The following is a 17,997-nucleotide window of genomic DNA, read 5'->3' as shown; positions in this document are numbered from 1 at the left end:
ATTACAACTCCTTGATAATCAGGTATCGTTCAAAAGGCAATTTTACAGTTCTTCTGGGTTCGTTCGCCCGCGAACTCGGTGGCGGTTGGGCTGCAATGCTTGGCTGTGCAGCCTGCTGCCTGTCGCCGGAAACCTGCCCATGCGGAGCGGAATGTTAGGCAGCTTGTAGACCACCTGCCTGATTGAAATGGCGAATGGCGGAACGGTTAACTTTGCGTTCAGCATGCCACAACTCATAGTTCTTTTGTAAGTTGAACCAGAACTGAGCCGTGTTGCCAAATGCTTCTGACAATTTGACGGCTAACTCCGGGCTAATACCAGCTCGCTCGTTGACGATAGCCGACAGATTACCACGGGCAATGCCCAAGCCTTGTGCGACTTCCGTTATCGTCAAATTCCGTTCTTTAATGTAGTCCTCCCGCAAAATCTCGCCGGGATGCACTGGGGGTAAGTTGCGTGTCATAATCAGTGGTAATCTACATAGTCAACATCGTACACATCTCCGGCTTCAAAGCGAAAGATGATCCGGTAGTTGGGCGTTACAGTAATAGCCCAGAAATCAGCCAAATCACCTGTAAGTTTATGGATGTCAGAGCCCATCTGCTGAATATCGCTGACAGAGGTTACGGCATCTAACTGGTCGAAGAGCCGGTTAATCTTGCGCAGGTATTGAGTGGGTAACTTGGAGCCATTGCCCGCTTCATAATACTGTTGAAGCCCTTTGTTTTTGAAGTTAACAATCATGGTTCGCTTTGTAGCGTGTAATATTACACATTACAAATCAAAAAAGAAAACAGCGTCACATCAATTTAGCGTTTCTCGTGTCCACAGGAGCCACGCAACCAGTCAGAAGCTGCCTAACTGGGGTGTCTGCGCTGTCGCCGACAAGCCCGAAATGGAAATTCCAGTTGCCTAATGGGGCGTTTCTGGTGTCAACCGAATCCGGCAATGGAAGTTCAGAAATCACTTTTGAGCCGTGTAAACTGTCGCCCGGAAGCTAACCACTACGTTGTTTTACATCTTTTGCTATGCACCCAACGCCAACAGGGGTTGATGGCCCCAGAAGTCGCTGAAAAAACAACCGAAGCGTCTGCCTTTACACCCCTGTTTGGTTGGGCTGTCGGCCTCACCTTGGGACGTGCTGCCTGTCGCCAGGAAGCGACCCTACGCGGAGCGAGAATCTACCACAACTCTACCACAACCCAATCCAGTTTTCTAACGCCCGCTTAGATTCTTCCACGGCAAGCCAAGTGTTTACTTTACTTTCGTTCCTTATGTCATAGGCAGTTAAATAGTGAATACTGATTTTTTCACCCACTTTCAAATCAGGCAAATGTGTTATGAAGCCGTTTCTTTTCATTTGAGTTATCGACACAGAGAAATCAACTTTGTCTCTTAATCTTGGCGGAAACCAGTCATCAAGCTCAGCTCTTGATCGGAGTATTTCGCCATCCTCTGTTCCTATATGCAGTATCCAATCTTTATTGAATGCTTCGATGGCATCTAAAGATTCGCCCGTTGCAGTATCAAAATCAACATCACCATTTTTTACTTCGAGTTCACAAAATGATTCTATTTCCTCCGCCCCATCCGCTATTTTTTCAATCCGAAGTAGCCAACCGTTACTGTCACTGACAGTTTCACCATTGTAGAGGGGTTGCCGAATTTTGAAAGTAACTACTTCAATTCTGTACGCTAATGAATTGAAAATTTCAGATTCACCATTTTCATACGCTCTTGTCTCTAGGAATTGGGCTTTAGTAGATTTGAAACCGCACCTAACTAATCCTAATGGCGTGTCAAAGTTTCTTTCTATCAAATCCATTTGTCCATTCACTTCTCAGAAATAGTGCTTGTCGTCGGGAACTGTCCTAACAAATGTCGAGTCTACCAAATCAGGCGTTTCTCGTGTCGACTGGAGCCGACCAACGAGCCAAAAGTGACCCAGTCGGGGCGATTCTCGTGTCGACCGAAGCGGCCTAACGAACCTCAAAGCCCGCCTGTCGAGCCGCGTCCTCTGTCGCACGAAAGCCAATCACTACGTTGTTTTTCCGCTTTTGGCGATGCACCCAACGCCGTGAAGTGCTGTCTGGTGAGCGTAGCGAGCCTTGACACACTTCAGTTGTTGGGTGACTTCGCAAAGAGCACGACCAAGCTCACTGCTGACCGTGCCTGAATGACTCACAAGACACTAAAAATTCACCACAATGGAAACTGCTGAAAGTCGCCTAAATGACCCGCGTAAACGAACACAGAAGCCGCCAACGAAACAGGAACGGCAAATGATGAAACAGATTCAGGCTATGCCGCCTATGAACGAGAGTCAGAACTATGCAATCTACGAGCGTGTAATTGGCGATGTACTTAATGGTAGTGAGTCGAATATCACCACCACCCAAATACTTTCGCTAACCCCACAATTAAAGCACTCACACCCCCAACAATTACCGAAACATACTTAATCTTGTCCCAAATGGAATGGTCTGATTTTTTGATAGGGTTTTCTCTTGGCTGGGCTTGTTGTGGAGCTGCGTTTATTGCGGGGGATTGGCTGTTCAAATCTCGCAAAGAGGAGCCATGACCAATCTGCGAACCAATTACGGGGCCGCCGACGTGAATATTTTGGTTTGGTTTATTCTGGTGTTCGATCAGCTTTAGCCACTTTTCAAAGCCTCCCGCCCTTAAGGCTTCGTGTCCCTTTTGGGTAAGTTCGTATGTATGCTCATTGATAATAATCAGACCGTAAGCTGCGGCCCGTTGTAAAACGGGATATTGATTGTCGGGGTCTTCCAAGGTAAGAAGCCAGTAGTCTTCATTGGCGGTATCATTTAACAATTTATCAATTCGTTCTGATAGGTCCATGCTCTATTCATCTGATTGCTTTAAAGTATATATGCCCACCAAGTCCGAATTGTCGCCCTTTCCTCACCGCCCGGCGTGTTTGTCGCCATCGAACAGGACGCTCGTGTCAACCGTGCCCCGCACCCTACGGGCTTGTCTCTACCGTGTCCACAACTAGCGCCAGCACCAAGCCGACCCACCACGCTACTGCTGCCGGATCATACCCGACCCAATAGACAGGCGTACATAAATATGTTGGGTGTGAGTACCCTATTTAGCCTATTGGTTCACCCAACATGTATATGTACGCCAACTCACTTAATAATATCTTGTTCAAAATCAGCGAATTGATATTAAGTGCATTGACTTTCACCATGTTTGTGCGTCTACAAGCTGAATGGCTTACGCCCTGTTGCAACAATAAGCAAACAGGGCAGGTCACGCAAACGGATGACTAATAAAAATACCCTCCTTAAAGCCGAATTTATTATTCGGTGCTGGGACATCGAAGGATTCCCCAACTACTTTTTTGCAAACGACAAAAAGCTGTATCGGTTCGATTCGCGTGGTCGAATCAAACAAAATCGACGTGTCGTGATTGGCACTACGCAGGGTTACATTCTGAAACAGAAGTTTTATAGCCTCGCAAAGCTTCGTCCGCTGCTTCAACGGCACGGTTCCGACGACCCATCCTCTATAGATCGTCCAGCGGACTTTTAAGCGTGCTGATTTTGTCGGCTGTTACGTGCGTGTAGCGCATGGTCGTCAGGATGCTTTCGTGACCCAGCAGTTGCTGAATGTATCGGATGTCGAGTCCCGATTCAAGCAGATGAGTAGCAAAGGAATGGCGCAACGTATGAATGCCGCCCCGCTTTTGAATACCCGCAAAACGAGTAGTTTCTCCGTAAACACGCTGAATGGTGCGTGTTGCAAGTGGCTCCCCCGATTCCAGCTCTTCAAACAGAAATCGCTTAGGTTTGTACTTAGTCGTGTATTCGCTCAATGCTGCTTCCAGCTTCTGGGTGAACATCACAATTCGGTCTTTCCGCCCTTTTCCTGCCCGCACATTTATTAGCCGCCTAACGGGGTCAATATCGGATATGCGTAGGGGCGCAACTTCGCTCAGTCGTAGTCCAGTGGCATAGACTAACTTGAAAAGCGTACGGTATTTCAGACTGGTAGTTGCTTTGAAAATAGCTTTTACCTCGTCTACGCTGTAAACTGTTGGCAGTTTTACCGCCTGACGAGGGTACGCTACATCGTAATACTCTTTATCACGTTGCAATACCTTTTCTTGGTAAAACTTGTACGCATTGATGTGTACGGTTATGGTGGCGCTCCCTAACCGCTTCTTTTCTATCAGAAACAGCAAATACGTTTGGTATTGCTCTTTACTTAGTTCAGCAATCGGCTTGTCACCAGCGTAACGAATCAGCGCAATCAGTGCCTGTTTATAGTTTTTATACGTTTTAAAACTGTAGTTGCCGACCTTCAACGCTTCGGTAAGGGCCACAACAACCGGGTGCCGGTCGTATGCACGCATGGGCGGAACGTATCGAAATGGTAGACGACGGGTTCGCTTTGCAGGAGGTGGCCAAAGTGGATTCGTGGCTTGTTCAACTTCCGCGAGGGTCGCCGTTGGTTTGTACAGTTGGATTACGGCTTCGTCGAAGCGGCAATACTCTTTTCCAAACAGCTTCCCGAGCTGAACAACCGATTCGCGGGTATTTGGCACCAGCCAGCCACGTCGGGAATAGCTAAAACGTCGGCCGGGTATCTGACCGATCAGGTCATTACCAATGGGGTCCTGTGGAAAATAAACGCCTAGACAGGTGGGGTCGCGTTCGTCAATTTGAATAGTGATCATGTACGGTAGGTAAGAATAGCGTGAAGAAACGCTATTTTACTCAAACCGCAAATGCTTCACCGACTCGCCGGACGATTCGAGTTCGAGCAGGGCGTCGATGCCGATTTCCAGGTGCTTGTTGACGAATTGGCCCGTTACGCGCTTGTCGCTCTCTTCGGTTTTTACCCCTTCGGGAACCAGCGGATTGTCGGACACGAGCAGCAACGCACCGTGCGGAATGGAGTTGACGAAGCCAACGGTAAATACGGTAGCCGTTTCCATATCGATGGCCATCGCCCGAATTTCGCGCAGGTATTCTTTGAACACTTCGTCGTGCTCCCAGATACGTCGGTTGGTTGTATAAACCGTACCGGTCCAGTAATCGAGTTCGTACCGTTTGATGGTCGACGAAACGGCTCGCTGCAACCGGAACGATGGTAGCGCTGGAATTTCGGGGCGCATATAGTCGTTGCTGGTACCTTCGCCCCGAATGGCGGCAATCGGCAGAATCAGATCACCTATCTGTGTTTTTTTCAATCCACCGCATTTACCCAGAAACAAAACCGCTTTGGGCGAAACGGCCGAGAGCAGATCCATGACCGTCGCGGCCATAGCACTGCCCATTCCGAAGTTAATAATGGTGATGTTGTTGGCGGTAGCCGTCTGCATAGCCCGGCCTATCCCAAAAATCTCAACCTCGAACTTGTTGGCAAACAGCTCGACGTAATTGATAAAGTTGGTCAGCAAAATATATTCGCCGAATTGCTCGATGGGCGTACCCGTATACCGCGGCAACCAGTTCTGAACGATATCTTCTTTTGTCTTCATATATAGGGGGAGAAAAGGAGGAGTGGGAAGAAAAGGAATAGGATTCGATAAATTCCTTTCGTACCATTCCTCCCTTTCTTCCCTTTACTCCTTATTTTTGGGTTATGCTCACGTTGAACCTGCCCACTTTTGATTGCAAAACTAAGCAAGTCGAGGGGAAACCTTACATTTTCGACCTGATCCGGAAGAAGTACGTCCGGCTGTCGCCCGAGGAGTGGGTCCGGCAGCATATCGTTAATCTGCTGCTCACGCACTACGCGTATCCCAAAGCCCTAATCCGTTCGGAGGGTGGCCTGACGCTCAATCAGACGCAGAAACGTACTGATATTGTCGTCTTCAACCGGCAGGGCGAGCCGTTTTTACTCGTCGAGTGCAAGGCTCCGCATATTCCGTTAACGCAGGCAGTGTTCGACCAGGTAGCCCGTTATAACCACGTACATCGTGCACCGTATCTGGTGATCTCTAACGGCCTGACGCACTATTGCTGCTGCGTAAACCACTCCACCGCCGAAGTTAGCTTCCTGGACGATTTCCCGGCGTTTGAGTGATTTTTTGTCATTTTGGTCGGGATGGCAGCATATATATAACTTCACCATACTTAAAAAGGCTGACGCCTAGCCCTTCGACTCCGCTCAGGGTGACAATCGCCAAATCGCTTTAAGCAAACAAATAACGGTTGAGTGTCACCCTGAGCGGAGTCGAAGGGCTAGGCGTCAGCAAATACTGACTGTCCAATGTATACCTGCACGAATACAAAAATCCCCGGCACCGTTGGGCGCCAGGGATTGCGGTGGGTACGGTAGGTAATTATTTATTGGCTACAACTTTCATTTCGACGGTGAAGTCGTCATAAATCGCTTTGTCGCCGATGTTTTCAAAGAATGATTTCGAGCCATAGCGGATGTCGTATTTCGTACGATCCAGCGTTGCTTTTCCATCAGCTTCGATCGTGTTACCGTTCATTTTTACCGTCGCCGGGAACGTAACGGCATTGGTGATGCCTTTGATGGTCATGTTGCCTGTAATGTCGTATGCATTACCGCCTTTAGGGGTCACTTTCGTGATTTTGAACGTAGAAGTTGGGAATTTCGCCGTGTTGAAGAAATCTTCCGACTTCATGTGGCCGATGAATTTGGCGTTATAACCCGGATCGGTCAGATCGGTGCTGACAATGCTGTTCATGTCGAACGTAAACGTACCGCCCGTCAGTTTACCACCATCAACGGTCAGCGCGCCATCGCTCAGTTTAACGGTGCCGAAGTGCTCGCCCGTTACTTTCTTTCCGTTCCATTTCAGCACGCTTTTCTGCGTATCGACTTTCAGCGAAGTTGCTTTTTTACCGGGAGCGTCCACTCTGGGCGCAACAAAGGCCGAAGTACCGGCCAGAACGGCCACCGCAAACAGGCCCGTTAGGAATTGACGTGTTTTCATAAAAATCAGGTTTTATTTTATTGGTTGTATTCGTGATTGTAAGTAAATGCGTGTACTAAGCCCGAAGGCGATCCAGCAGGGAGCTGAGCTGTACGGCTTCTTCTTCGGTTAATTTGCAGCGTTGCGCCCCATCCCACTCAGCCTGACTGACGTCCAGGCGTTTCAACATGGCCATTCCCTGATCGGTGATGACAACGTCAACGGCCCGCCGGTCGCTGGGACATTCGGTCCGCAGAACCAGTTTCTTGGCCACCAGCTTATCGACCAGCCGCGATGCATTCGACATTTTGTCGAGCATCCGTTCGGTGATGTCGCTCACCTTGACCGGGTTCGGATATTGCCCCCGAAGAATGCGCAGGACGTTGTACTGCTGCAACGTCAGGCCATACGGTTTTAATAGCTGAGTCTGGCTATCAGCAAACCAGTTACTTGTATAAATCAGATTCACCATCGCCCGATGATAGGGCGTTTTAAAGGGTGTCGTCTGTTTAATGTCTGTTTCTATGGACATGGTGCAAATATAATACGTCTACAATTAATGTAACAACACTTAATTAGAAAAAATTCAACGGTACGGAACAATTTGCGGAGCCGACAGGTCAAAATCGCGGAATCTAAGCACGGGAATGCCTTCAAACCCCTGCCGAAATGGTATCGTATTGTTCGGAATATTCGGGTAATACGCCAGCCGAATCTGGAAGCTGTTGAACGTCAGGTTTTCGTTCCGCAGCCGGAAGGCAATGCCATAGCCCTGATACAGAGGGCCACGTAGCAGCGATCGGTCTGAAAAGCTAACCAGCCCAAGATTCGCGAACGTAACGAACGCCACCCGAAACCCGACCAGACTTAGCCGTGAGAACAGAATATTCTCATAGTTGATCAGCCAGCGCTTCGTGCCCCGCAGGGCATCATTATTGATACCGATCCCGTCGGTATTAATGCCGCTACCATTACTGCTTAACGTAATGTATTCGTTGGTAAACCGCCCTATGCCCGTTGTGAACCGGGTATTGAAGAAGTGCCGCATGTTGCCCCACTTCGTTTTCAGGAGCGGACTAAAATAGTTGGACTCCAGCGAGAAAACGCCCTGTTCAATACGGCTACTGCGTGAGTAACCCCCCAGGTTAATTAGCCCGTATACATAGCCAATCTTGGATACGTACTTACCCTGCGAAAAGTTAACCCCCGTATACAGCCGCTGCCCGAGTTCAGCATTATCGACCCCAATAATGCCCGCAAACGACTCCCCTACCGGTACGTCTTCCGTACGCCCGAAGCCATAGATCAACACATCGCGAACGTATTTGCGCCGGGAATATCCTACGCTGAACAGCGTCGTGCGGCTATCCTGATAAATCTGGTTGGTATCGGCCGTCACGCCGGGTCGGCGGGTATACTCGTAGTTCGTATTGCGTAAGGCTACTACGAGCCGGGTTCGTCCCTTTTCGTCGGAATCCTGCTGGCGATAAAACAACCGGAACGAACGACCAATCCACACATCCGAGTAGTTGTACGTTACGGGTACGAGCAGAACGCTATCATCGCGGGTGATGATCCGATTATTGATCTGCGTATGATTCAGCTCGATAGAGCCAGCGTACTTGGTATCGGGCGTCAGGAACGGTCGGAACAGGCGAACGGCGGCCTGCTTCAGATCGCGCAGGTACAGCAGATCGGCCTGGGCGGTTAAAAACGTTTTACCGATAAACGGAATCGTGTATCGCCCCTGATACTCGGCCTTCTGGCGCGGATCAGCGCCGTTGTAAGCAAACTGCGCATACAGCAGGTGCCCTAATCCCCGGAAGTTCCGTTGCTCAAAGCCAACGCTAAAGTTAGTCAGTCCGCCAACGCCACCCGTGGGCAGCAGTGACCAGACATCCTGCGTGATCACGTACACATCCACAAACTGACGGCTGCCGGTACGTGGCAGCACCAGGATACGGGCGTCGTGAAAGATCGACGTATTACGTAACAGCCGTTCATTGTCCCGCATTACGTTCGGATTTAAGGCATCGCCTTCTTTGAAGAGCAGGTACGACCGACGAATTACGTGCTCACGGGTGTTGGTATGCAGGCGATTCCCCGTTCGCTCGAACCAGTTGCCCGGCTTCCGCAGCGTATCGTATACCGTTTGCCCGAACACCCCCAATCGCCGGATATAGATGTCGCCGATAATACGTCCTTCGAACGCTTTAAACGGGTTAACCTCAATTTGATTGACTTCGCCTGTCTGAATACGGCTGTTATAGACATCCCGAAAGACGGCGTCGTAGAGTTGGCGGGTTAGCCGACGTTTATACATTCGGGTCTTCAGGCGGCTGTAAAAAACGCTGTCCCGCTGCATGAGCACACTATCCGCCACAGCCCTCGAATAAACGGTGGCCAACGAGTCTGAGACTATCTTCTCTCGCGCTTTTGCCGTGCTGTCCTGCTGGGCAAACCCGTTGAAACTGTAGCCCACGAACAGCAGTAGCCAGGTCAGCAACGGGCGCCAGGCTAACAGGTGTTTGTTCGGGTACAGACGATTCATAGGGTACAGATGCTCTATTAGAATGAAATCAGCCTAAATGGTTTAACGAGTTTCCGACGTATCAGGCAGTTAACTGTTTTTGAAGCCAATAGTCCCGCTGGCGTTCGGAGCCAAACTGAAAATAGTGAAACCCGAAGCGGTCAAAACCCAGCTTTTTGTAGAAAGCCAAGGCGCGCTCGTTACGCTCCCAGACGCCCAGCCACACGGCCATAAAGCCCTGCTCACCCGCCCAATTCAGGCAATGCTGCATCAGCAGGCGGCCCTGCCCCTGTCCAATGTGCGCTTGCAACAGATAAATCCGCTGAATCTCGATGGCCTTCCGTTCACTCATTCGGCGGGGTGGCGCGTGCCGACGCATTTTTGCGTAGCCAATGGCTGTTCCCTCGTCCGACAGCATCAGAAAAAAGGTTGAACGCGGGTCGGCCAGCTCCGCTGTAAGTATACGTTCGTTAATGGCGGATTGGATGTATTCGTCAACGAGATGAATGGGGTTGTGGGGCGGACCGAAGGCTTCACGCATCGTGGTGATCGCTAGGTCAGTAAGTAAAGCCGCATCGGTAACGGCAGCCGGTCGAATGGTCATTGACTGAGGTAAGTAACCCACTAATTTACGTAAAAGCACGGGGTCTATCTTACTTTTGCGGTCTGTATACCGAAAAGACACATGCTATCATTACGTTATCCGCTTGTGCTGGCGTCGGGTTCGCCCCGGCGAAAGCAACTCATGACTGACGCCGGTTTTTCGTTTACCATCGAGACGCGCCCCACCGACGAAGCGTTTCCGCCCACGATGCCAGTCAATGAAGTTGCCGAATACCTGGCCCGCCAAAAAGCGGAACAGTTTCAACACGATCTGGGCGAGCGGTTAGTACTCTGCGCTGATACGGTCGTCATTCTGGATAACCAAATCCTGAACAAGCCCGCCGATGAGGCCGATGCCCAGCGAATGCTCCGAGCCCTATCCGGCAATACCCACCGGGTTCGTACGGGTGTGGCGATTCTGTCGCCGGACGGGATGGGCGGAACCAGACTCGAATCGTTCACCGACGAAACGACCGTTCAGTTTGTTTCACTGACCGACGAGGAGATTAGGTATTACATTCGGGCGTGTACCCCATTCGACAAGGCCGGCTCGTATGGTGCTCAGGACTTCATCGGCCTGGTTGGGATCGAGCGGCTGGACGGTTCCTTTTATACCGTCATGGGCTTACCGACGCACCGTGTGTATCAGGCATTAAAGCCGTACGAAGTGTTACCTTAACCAGCTACGTAAACTCATTCCGCCGTTTGCTGGTTCTGAGAAGAACAACAGTTAACACCGAATGTCGTCAAATACTATCGTTCAACCCGATACGGCCCTTATTCATTCAAAACCTGGTTTAGCTCCCGTGGGCCACACCGGAGTTCATTACGAAATTTTTGTCCGCTCCTTTGCCGACTCGAACGGCGACGGCATCGGCGATTTAAACGGCGTAACGAACAACCTTGATTATCTGAAAGAGCTTGGCGTATCAGCCATCTGGCTGATGCCCATTAATCCGTCGCCGACGTATCACAAATACGACGTAACGGACTATTACGGCATTGACCCCGAGTATGGCACAATGGACGATTTTAAACGGCTGCTGGCCGAAGCGCACCGTCGGGGCATTGCGGTGTTGATCGACCTGGTTATTCACCACACGAGTTTAGAGCACAAGTGGTTTCTGGAAGCGAAAAAAGGGCCTAATAATCCGTACTGGCATTATTACAAATGGTTAAAGCTCGAAGAAATCAAAGCCCGAAACTTAGCTACCCGCGACATTACGGCCGATTCAGGAGAGCGTAATCCCTGGCATGCCGTACCGGGTGTTACGTATCCCGAACGTTATTACGGCATGTTCTGGAAAGGGATGCCCGACCTGAACTTCGATCATCGCCCGGTGCGGGATGAGGTTTTCAAAATTGCGCGGTATTGGTTGCAGGAGGTTGGGATTGATGGTTTTCGGCTCGATGCGGCCCGGCATTTATACCGGGATTTTGAGGAGCCAAAGAACTATGCGTTTTGGGAGGAGTTCGGTCGGGAGGTTGACGCCATTAAACCGGGGGCTTACACGGTCGGCGAGGTCTGGACCCGCCCCGAACGCATTGCTCCGTATTTCCGGGGACTAAAAGCCAACTTCAACTTCGATTTGCAACTCCTCATTGCCGAGGTAGTTGGCAACGAAGACGATACCGAGGACATGCTCACATTCCTCGACTATGTTCAAAAGGCATTTGCCGAGGTAAATCCCCAATTTATCGATGCGCTGATTCTGTCGAACCATGACCAGAACCGTATTGGTAGCGTACTGAAGGGGAACCCGAACCACCTGAAGGTGGCGGCTAACCTACTGTTTACGTTACCCGGTTTGCCTTACCTCTACTACGGCGAAGAGATTGGTATGCTCGGTCAGAAACCGGACGAATACATCCGGGAGCCGTTTTTGTGGAACGTTCGCGCGAAAGATCAGCAACGCACCCGCTGGCGTCGGGGAAAATACAGCACTAGCCGCACGGTTCGCCCGTTGGCTGAGCAGCGTACCGACCCGAACTCATTATTTAATCATTACAAACACCTTATTACGTACCGCAACGGTCATCCAGTGCTGAACGACAACATGAGCCGATTGCAGCTAACCGGTATCCGGCAAAAGGGAATTATAGCGTTTGCTCGGCAACGGGCCGATGGGGAACGAGTATTGGTCGTGCATAACGTAACGGGCAAACCCATCAACGTTGTCTTCTCCCCCGACGAAGCCTGGTGCCAGCGGATCGTGTTCGAAACCACACCCGGCAGCTTATTCAAGAGCGATCGGATAACGGTACCAGCCTATAGCTGCGTAGTGATGGAGTAGATGATTGCCTGCAAAAAGTAGTATCTTTATCCAACCTCCTTTGCTTTTTATGCAGGCTGAAAAAGTACATCATCCCCGAAAAGGAATTTCTCAACGTCGTCGTAAAGCAACGCCGGAGCAGTATTTCGCCCTTGAAACACGCTCCGTACGCAAACATGAATACATTGACGGTGAGATTCGATTAATGCCTTATACCTCCGAAAACCACGGCCTGATTGTGGCCAACCTGATTATTGCATTGGGTAATGCGTTAAAAGATACTGCTTGCCGTGTTTACCCTAGTGACCGTATGTTATTTACAACACAAACCGGTAACTACTATTACCCTGATGTGATGGTTGTCTGTGGTGAATCGCAATTTTACCAGTTCAAGCCCCGAATGCAGGCAACCTTAAATCCAACCGTACTGATTGAGGTGTTATCGGAGACAACCAGTGATTACGACGAAGCTGTAAAGTGGTACGCCTATAAGCAGATACCAACCCTACAGCAGTACGTTCGGGTATCGCAGAATGAAATCCGCCTTGATCTTTATACCCGCGTCGGCAACTCCAACGACTGGCTCAACACCTTCGCCGAACAACTCGACCAAAGCATCACCATTGGAGGTTGTACGGTGAAAGTAAGCGAGGTGTATGAGAACGTTAAAGTAGCATAGTTTAACCCATTAATTTGCTAACAGCCGTGAAGCTCTTGATCCAGTTGTATAAACCTTTTTAACGCCGTGCTCATCGTGTGTATGCCTAACAATATCGCCAATCACACGAAGACGTTCCTTCAACAGGTTACGAGTAGACTTGCGAAAAACAAACCGAAAGTCTATGTTATCCGAAAGGGTTAAGTTAGTTGTTCTGGTATTGGCATCGTAACGAAAAAAGTTAAAAGAGTTCTGCGGATTTATATACCAATAGTTTGTTATAAGGCCCCTTCCATGCTCGCGGTAGAAGTTTTCGTTATTAGTTAATTTTAATACAGTTATATTAAGCTTCCCTATCCTCATCCATTCTACTAATTGTTTTTTAATCAATTCTGCATATTCATCAATATTGTTATCACGAGTAAAGTGGGTTAACTCTGATATAATTATTACTTCTAGATCACTTGAATTTAAATTTCGGCAAGGTAACGACTGAAATAATGCAAACAGGTTTGAGCGAAATGCGCCTTTATTCTGTAACACATAACGATCGCAAAGAATTAGTGAATTGAAAGGATGTGTAAAGTTTTGCAGGTAAGACCAATTATCAAATTTTGGATCGCAATCAGGGTTATCAGTTATGGGAAGAGCTAAATCATCTCGCTCATCTGAGAAGTAGCGCCATATCTTCAGCAAGTTAGATGAATTAATATAAAGAAGGCCAAAATTGCGACTTAACGCATCTACATCGTCGCGCTCAACAAAAAACAGCTTGAAACCAGTAGAGTTTTCATAAAAGCTTGACTTGCCAATCTCATTACAAAAATCCTTTCGAATTATTGGTATAACAGTACCATCATATAAACGTAACCAGAAAGGTGAAGAGTCAACCACTTTCTCAAGCTCGTCCAAAGAATCATAATTCGTTATTATATCAACACCTTGAAGTTTAGTCAGGAATCGGTAAAAATCCTGTAAATCTGGATCACGATCGAAAGCCAACTGTTTTCCATCAACTTCCTTTACAAAATCACGGTCGATATATATCTCGAAATGTATCGTATTCATAGTTTAATTCTTCCGCGTATTTTTCAGACGTAACAATTCAAATTTCCAGTGTGCTGCTTCATCATAGAACCCTGGTCCGAAATCATCGGATAAACTACCGTCTTCTAAGATATTAATCTTCTTCACCTGCTTCTCGCCTGCTGGTACGTTGTTTGGGTCGTTGAAGTAGTAAATAACTGTGTCCTCTGGTTTTATTTCTCCTTTCGCAGTCAGATATTGTAATTTACGGATGAGGTACTCAGAATGGGTTTCTATTATGAATTGATTTTGCCGACTAGCTTCACTCAAAAGATCAGCTAAAAGACTCTGGTACTTGGGGTGCAGGTTAGCTTCGGGCTCTTCAAGTAAAAGTATATTTTTGTTATGATTATCATGAAGACCAATCATTACTAATAAAGCAGTTAGCTGACTCAAACCAAACCCTAGATCTGTTAGCGAACGATCATTAACTGTAATATAATTAGCATCTAAACGATCATCCCTCTTAATGGTAATCTCACCAATTCCAAAAGTCTTCTGCCATCTCATCAAATACTCGCTCATACCATTATTGGATGATTCTTTGAAGCTCTTGATTAGTGAGTTTATAACATGATCTTCGTTAGATTGGTACGAGCGCTTTGATTGCCCTTTAATGGATGGTAGGTACAGCAGGCTCCCTAATTGAGAAAAATTAGCAGATAGATCTAACTCTTTTCCATTATTCTCTAAATTAAACAATTCGAATAGGGAATGAAAGGCTTCCATAGCTTGTTCAGCGTTTTCCTTGGTTAGCCACGCCCGCCCTGCTTCGTTAAATATCGGTACACATGCACTGATATAGCTACCGGATATAACGTTGTTTATGAACTCTTCTTGAGATATAGATACCTCATCTGTATAATAATAACCATTCTCATCTTCTACATTAATCTGCTGATAAAAAGGTTTGTTCTTATCAAAGTAATCTGCGTATAAAACAGTATTAACTTCCCAACTTTTAGTACCGAAAAATTTTTTAATTAATCTAGTTTTATCTAGTTGGCTTCGAATTGTACCTTTAATATGTTGATAGAAGATTTTATTAAGATAATCATCCTCTTCAGTTTTATCTAAAACTACCATAGAATCTATCAACTCCTGATCCGGAACCAAACATGCTAAAATACGAGGTATATTAAGGTATACACTTTCATTAGTTAAGCGAAATAAAAGTTCTTCTGATTGGGTCTTTATGCTAACGTACGAGTATTTAACTGAAGCATCTTGATCTACTTGAAAAATAAATTCATATATCAATTTTGCCTTAAAGCTTTTTAAATCATAATCGAAAACAAACCGAAACTGATCATCCTTTGTATCAAGATTAATTATATTTTTTCCGCTACTTAAGTTATGCGATCCACCATCAAATTTTAGAACTGCGTTATTTACTCGCCTGAATAAGATATCTCTTTCATAATTATCCTTTAGCAATAACAACGCCTTAATAAGCGAGCTTTTCCCTGAGCTATTTGGGCCAACCAATATTGTAATTGGTGCAAAGTCAAACCAGGTGTACTCTTTAAAGACACGAAAATTTTCGAGGCCGAAGCCTTTGAGGTATGCCATAAAATTAATTGACAGCTTCTATTCTGTCTTTGAAAACGGTTACTAGTTTGTTATCGTGGCTTAATGCTGTCACATCATTCCAGATGCGGCCGATTGCCATATGAAAGTCTCGCATTGATACGTTACCTATACGCAAATGAATCACTCGAGGGGGAGGTGTACTTAATAGTATTCGATCCGAGAAGTCTGCATCTTTAGTAATGATCGTCATACCACGTTCTTTAGCGTAGTCCCATATCTCGTAATCTTCCGAGTCGTTCTGTATATCAATTTGATGGATATACTCCTCTGAGTTCCAAAGAGAGAAGTAATACGGCAAGTTGACGTCGATCAGATAATTAGGCATTCCGTCAGGCAGCAGCTTTAATTTCCTGGATTATGTAACGCTTATCCATTAATTCAATAGCGAATTTTAGACAAGCATCAATGTCCTCCGGCTCTAATACCGGATACTGATGTAAAATCTCCTCGCGAGGTGTTCCAGCAAACAAAAACTCCAGCACAGTTTGTACTGTAATCCGCATACCCCGGATAATTGGCCGTCCGTTGCAGATACCAGGATTTATAGCTATCCGATCAGCAATGTAGGTTGTCATATATAATATTAGTAATTTGTAGAAAAAGTATAGCTACTGCCTTCATTACTCGTCCCAGAACGGGAGTTTACGTTCCCGTGTTTCTTTCACATGCGCAAGCATCTCTTCAACGTCAAGCGTTTGGCTCCCTCCCCGCATAATGCGTTCCCGCGCTTTAGCTCTCTCCTCTTCATCAGCCATATTGACCGATGGCCCCGTAGGTTTAAAAATAATCAACTCTAAATCCGCTAAATCCTGCAACAGCTTCGTTGCTTTCGGATGGAGTATTTCGACAGAGTACGTTTCCATAAGTAAGCTTCATTATCGACGGTACGCAATATAAACAAAATCCCGGCCTGCGTTTACAGCCACATCACGACGTTCTCTCCGCCCTGCTCCCAGCTTAGCACAGACTCCCGCGCCCGCGTGACGGCGGTGTACGCATAACGGTAATCGTTCTGCCGAAACCACGGATGCAGCACCACATGGTTCCACTCGCCACCCTGCGCTTTGTGGCAAGTCAAGGCATAACCGTAACGCAGTCGCATCGCTCCCACGTACGGATCGTTGTGCGCCCGTTCGCTTTGGCGATACGTTGGATTCTTGGCCATGCGCTCGGCTTTGAGCATTCGCAGCATGTCGCCATCAATCTGGCCCTTTTCGCTCGATATTGTATCCAGCAACACCTGCGTCTGTATGATTAAAGATTGTTCCTCACTGTCCGTAAAAGCCAGTTCCGCCTGCATGAACGTAAGTCCAGCCTTGCTTTTTGTCGATGGATTAACCGCAACCACACGACCGGTTTCACCTTTTACGAGTAACCGGTGCCCGTCGGTCCAGTTTTCGTGAACCACAACTAAATCTCCTGCTGCCAATGGCTGGCCCGCGAATCCAAACTGTTTGCGAACGGCATTATTTATGTAGTTCACATCACGGTTGCTGTACGCAATCATTATTACGTTGTCAGGACGATTTGAATTATATAACTGCTCATACCGACGTAAGGCATCGCTAAACCATTTCAGCCGTGGTACGTTGAGCCGGTTTAAAGGTAGTCCCGCATCGCTACGTAGGCGCAGATCGGTTGCCAGCGCCAGAATGGGTGAATCTCCCGACTGACGTTTGACCTCCGTTAACTCGGCCGTACGGATGTCCATGCAGTATTTCCTTCTCAGGTAGTCGACATTGAGCGCCGGAGAGAACGACTCGTTTACTGGCTCCAACTGGTAACGGTCCCCAATAAAAATCACTTTACTACGTCGGTTCCCCTTCTTTACGTGGTCGAGCAGATCAAACAGCAACGAGTTGTTGGCCACAAACTGCCCACTGGCATCGCGCTGATCGCTAATCATCGACGCTTCGTCAATGATATACACACTGTACGGCTCGTCGGCACTGGGACGACGAATCAGCATCACCCGGTCATCGGCCAACGTTTCGGGTGTATACAGAATATGGTGGATGGTATGCGCTAACGCATTTGCTTTCTGACTTATCACTTTAGCCGCCCGGCCCGTTGGCGCTGCCAGAAAATACCGGATGGCACTAGCTTCGAGATGATCGACCAGCGCTTTAACTAATGACGTTTTTCCCGTACCGGCGGCTCCCTGTAAGACAAAGATGTCGTCGGAACAGTCAGCAGCTACGAACTCCTCCAACTCGTATAAGGCATTGGCTTGTTCACGGGTTGCCGTAAACGGCAAGTGGTTGAAAATCGTAGTAGTATCAGTCGACGTCATCTGGTTGGCGTTGGTTCTGCTACAAAACAAGCCCCA

At 47.7% G+C, this 17,997-nt stretch carries 21 protein-coding genes; 5 read left to right on the top strand and 16 right to left on the bottom strand.

Annotated elements, in window-relative coordinates:
- Positions 1 to 154 precede the first annotated feature (154 nt).
- From ACYVIY_RS05070 to ACYVIY_RS05055, 4 genes are all read right to left on the bottom strand, one after another.
- Complete coding sequence (locus ACYVIY_RS05070) at positions 155 to 466, bottom strand: HigA family addiction module antitoxin (protein WP_460975913.1); 312 nt, start codon at positions 464 to 466, stop codon at positions 155 to 157.
- A complete protein-coding gene (locus tag ACYVIY_RS05065) occupies positions 466 to 744 on the bottom strand; it encodes a type II toxin-antitoxin system RelE/ParE family toxin (protein WP_460975209.1) in 279 nt (92 codons plus the stop codon). Before ACYVIY_RS05065 ends, ACYVIY_RS05070 begins: the two co-directional genes overlap by 1 nt.
- Positions 745 to 1,192: 448 nt before the next feature.
- Positions 1,193 to 1,825 (bottom strand): hypothetical protein, encoded by a 633-nt coding sequence (locus tag ACYVIY_RS05060; RefSeq protein WP_460975208.1) that lies wholly within the window; start codon positions 1,823 to 1,825, stop codon positions 1,193 to 1,195.
- Between the two features lie 560 nt (positions 1,826 to 2,385).
- Positions 2,386 to 2,862, bottom strand: coding sequence for a hypothetical protein (locus ACYVIY_RS05055; protein WP_460975207.1), 477 nt, complete (start codon positions 2,860 to 2,862; stop codon positions 2,386 to 2,388).
- A 429-nt stretch (positions 2,863 to 3,291) separates the two neighbouring features.
- On the opposite strand from ACYVIY_RS05055, the gene ACYVIY_RS05050 reads away from it, so the two are divergent.
- On the top strand, positions 3,292 to 3,561 hold the full coding sequence (locus ACYVIY_RS05050; protein ID WP_460975206.1) for a hypothetical protein: 270 nt from the start codon (positions 3,292 to 3,294) through the stop codon (positions 3,559 to 3,561).
- On the opposite strand, the gene ACYVIY_RS05045 is transcribed toward ACYVIY_RS05050, so the two are convergent.
- Positions 3,536 to 4,708 (bottom strand): tyrosine-type recombinase/integrase, encoded by a 1,173-nt coding sequence (locus ACYVIY_RS05045; protein WP_460975205.1) that lies wholly within the window; start codon positions 4,706 to 4,708, stop codon positions 3,536 to 3,538. The genes ACYVIY_RS05050 and ACYVIY_RS05045 overlap by 26 nt on opposite strands.
- A 36-nt stretch (positions 4,709 to 4,744) precedes the next feature.
- Positions 4,745 to 5,515 carry an AMP nucleosidase gene (locus ACYVIY_RS05040; RefSeq protein ID WP_460975204.1) on the bottom strand — a complete coding sequence of 257 codons (771 nt, stop codon included), beginning with the start codon at positions 5,513 to 5,515 and terminating at the stop codon, positions 4,745 to 4,747.
- Positions 5,516 to 5,619: 104 nt separating this feature from the next.
- Here ACYVIY_RS05040 and ACYVIY_RS05035 point away from each other — a divergent pair, with 104 nt between their 5' ends.
- Entirely contained in the window at positions 5,620 to 6,063 is a 444-nt protein-coding gene (locus ACYVIY_RS05035) for a type I restriction enzyme HsdR N-terminal domain-containing protein (RefSeq protein ID WP_460975203.1), read from the top strand.
- Positions 6,064 to 6,322: 259 nt separating this feature from the next.
- Here ACYVIY_RS05035 and ACYVIY_RS05030 read toward each other — a convergent pair whose 3' ends face one another.
- The 4 genes from ACYVIY_RS05030 to ACYVIY_RS05015 all read right to left on the bottom strand — a co-directional run bounded on the left by ACYVIY_RS05030 (position 6,323) and on the right by ACYVIY_RS05015 (position 10,059).
- On the bottom strand, positions 6,323 to 6,946 hold the full coding sequence (locus ACYVIY_RS05030; RefSeq protein WP_460975202.1) for a YceI family protein: 624 nt from the start codon (positions 6,944 to 6,946) through the stop codon (positions 6,323 to 6,325).
- Between the two features lie 55 nt (positions 6,947 to 7,001).
- Positions 7,002 to 7,457, bottom strand: coding sequence for a MarR family winged helix-turn-helix transcriptional regulator (locus ACYVIY_RS05025; RefSeq protein WP_460975201.1), 456 nt, complete (start codon positions 7,455 to 7,457; stop codon positions 7,002 to 7,004).
- A gap of 54 nt (positions 7,458 to 7,511) precedes the next feature.
- A complete protein-coding gene (locus tag ACYVIY_RS05020; protein WP_460975200.1) occupies positions 7,512 to 9,476 on the bottom strand; it encodes a hypothetical protein in 1,965 nt (654 codons plus the stop codon).
- Between the two features lie 61 nt (positions 9,477 to 9,537).
- A complete protein-coding gene (locus ACYVIY_RS05015; RefSeq protein WP_460975199.1) occupies positions 9,538 to 10,059 on the bottom strand; it encodes a GNAT family N-acetyltransferase in 522 nt (173 codons plus the stop codon).
- 81 nt (positions 10,060 to 10,140) lie between these two features.
- Here ACYVIY_RS05015 and ACYVIY_RS05010 point away from each other — a divergent pair, with 81 nt between their 5' ends.
- From ACYVIY_RS05010 to ACYVIY_RS05000, 3 genes are all read left to right on the top strand, one after another.
- Positions 10,141 to 10,737 (top strand): Maf family protein, encoded by a 597-nt coding sequence (locus ACYVIY_RS05010; RefSeq protein ID WP_460975198.1) that lies wholly within the window; start codon positions 10,141 to 10,143, stop codon positions 10,735 to 10,737.
- Between the two features lie 61 nt (positions 10,738 to 10,798).
- The gene (locus ACYVIY_RS05005; RefSeq protein ID WP_460975197.1) at positions 10,799 to 12,352 is read left to right on the top strand and encodes an alpha-amylase family glycosyl hydrolase; all 1,554 of its coding nucleotides are present in this window, start codon (positions 10,799 to 10,801) and stop codon (positions 12,350 to 12,352) included.
- A 49-nt stretch (positions 12,353 to 12,401) separates the two neighbouring features.
- On the top strand, positions 12,402 to 13,010 hold the full coding sequence (locus ACYVIY_RS05000; RefSeq protein ID WP_460975196.1) for a Uma2 family endonuclease: 609 nt from the start codon (positions 12,402 to 12,404) through the stop codon (positions 13,008 to 13,010).
- Between the two features lie 9 nt (positions 13,011 to 13,019).
- Here ACYVIY_RS05000 and ACYVIY_RS04995 read toward each other — a convergent pair whose 3' ends face one another.
- From ACYVIY_RS04995 to ACYVIY_RS04970, 6 genes are read right to left on the bottom strand one after another with little or no spacing between them, the layout of a single operon-like run.
- Positions 13,020 to 14,057, bottom strand: coding sequence for a hypothetical protein (locus tag ACYVIY_RS04995; protein WP_460975195.1), 1,038 nt, complete (start codon positions 14,055 to 14,057; stop codon positions 13,020 to 13,022).
- A gap of 3 nt (positions 14,058 to 14,060) precedes the next feature.
- Positions 14,061 to 15,647 (bottom strand): DUF3696 domain-containing protein, encoded by a 1,587-nt coding sequence (locus tag ACYVIY_RS04990; protein WP_460975194.1) that lies wholly within the window; start codon positions 15,645 to 15,647, stop codon positions 14,061 to 14,063.
- A gap of 4 nt (positions 15,648 to 15,651) precedes the next feature.
- Positions 15,652 to 15,993, bottom strand: coding sequence for a DUF5615 family PIN-like protein (locus ACYVIY_RS04985; RefSeq protein WP_460975193.1), 342 nt, complete (start codon positions 15,991 to 15,993; stop codon positions 15,652 to 15,654).
- Between the two features lie 4 nt (positions 15,994 to 15,997).
- Positions 15,998 to 16,243, bottom strand: coding sequence for a DUF433 domain-containing protein (locus tag ACYVIY_RS04980; RefSeq protein ID WP_460975192.1), 246 nt, complete (start codon positions 16,241 to 16,243; stop codon positions 15,998 to 16,000).
- 45 nt (positions 16,244 to 16,288) lie between these two features.
- Positions 16,289 to 16,531: a hypothetical protein gene (locus ACYVIY_RS04975; protein ID WP_460975191.1), complete on the bottom strand. Its 243-nt coding sequence runs from the start codon at positions 16,529 to 16,531 to the stop codon at positions 16,289 to 16,291.
- 53 nt (positions 16,532 to 16,584) lie between these two features.
- The gene (locus ACYVIY_RS04970; protein WP_460975190.1) at positions 16,585 to 17,961 is read right to left on the bottom strand and encodes an ATP-dependent DNA helicase; all 1,377 of its coding nucleotides are present in this window, start codon (positions 17,959 to 17,961) and stop codon (positions 16,585 to 16,587) included.
- Between the last annotated feature and the right edge of the window lie 36 nt (positions 17,962 to 17,997).

The organism is Spirosoma knui (assembly GCF_054780635.1).
This window is presented reverse-complemented; position numbering and strand designations above follow the sequence as displayed.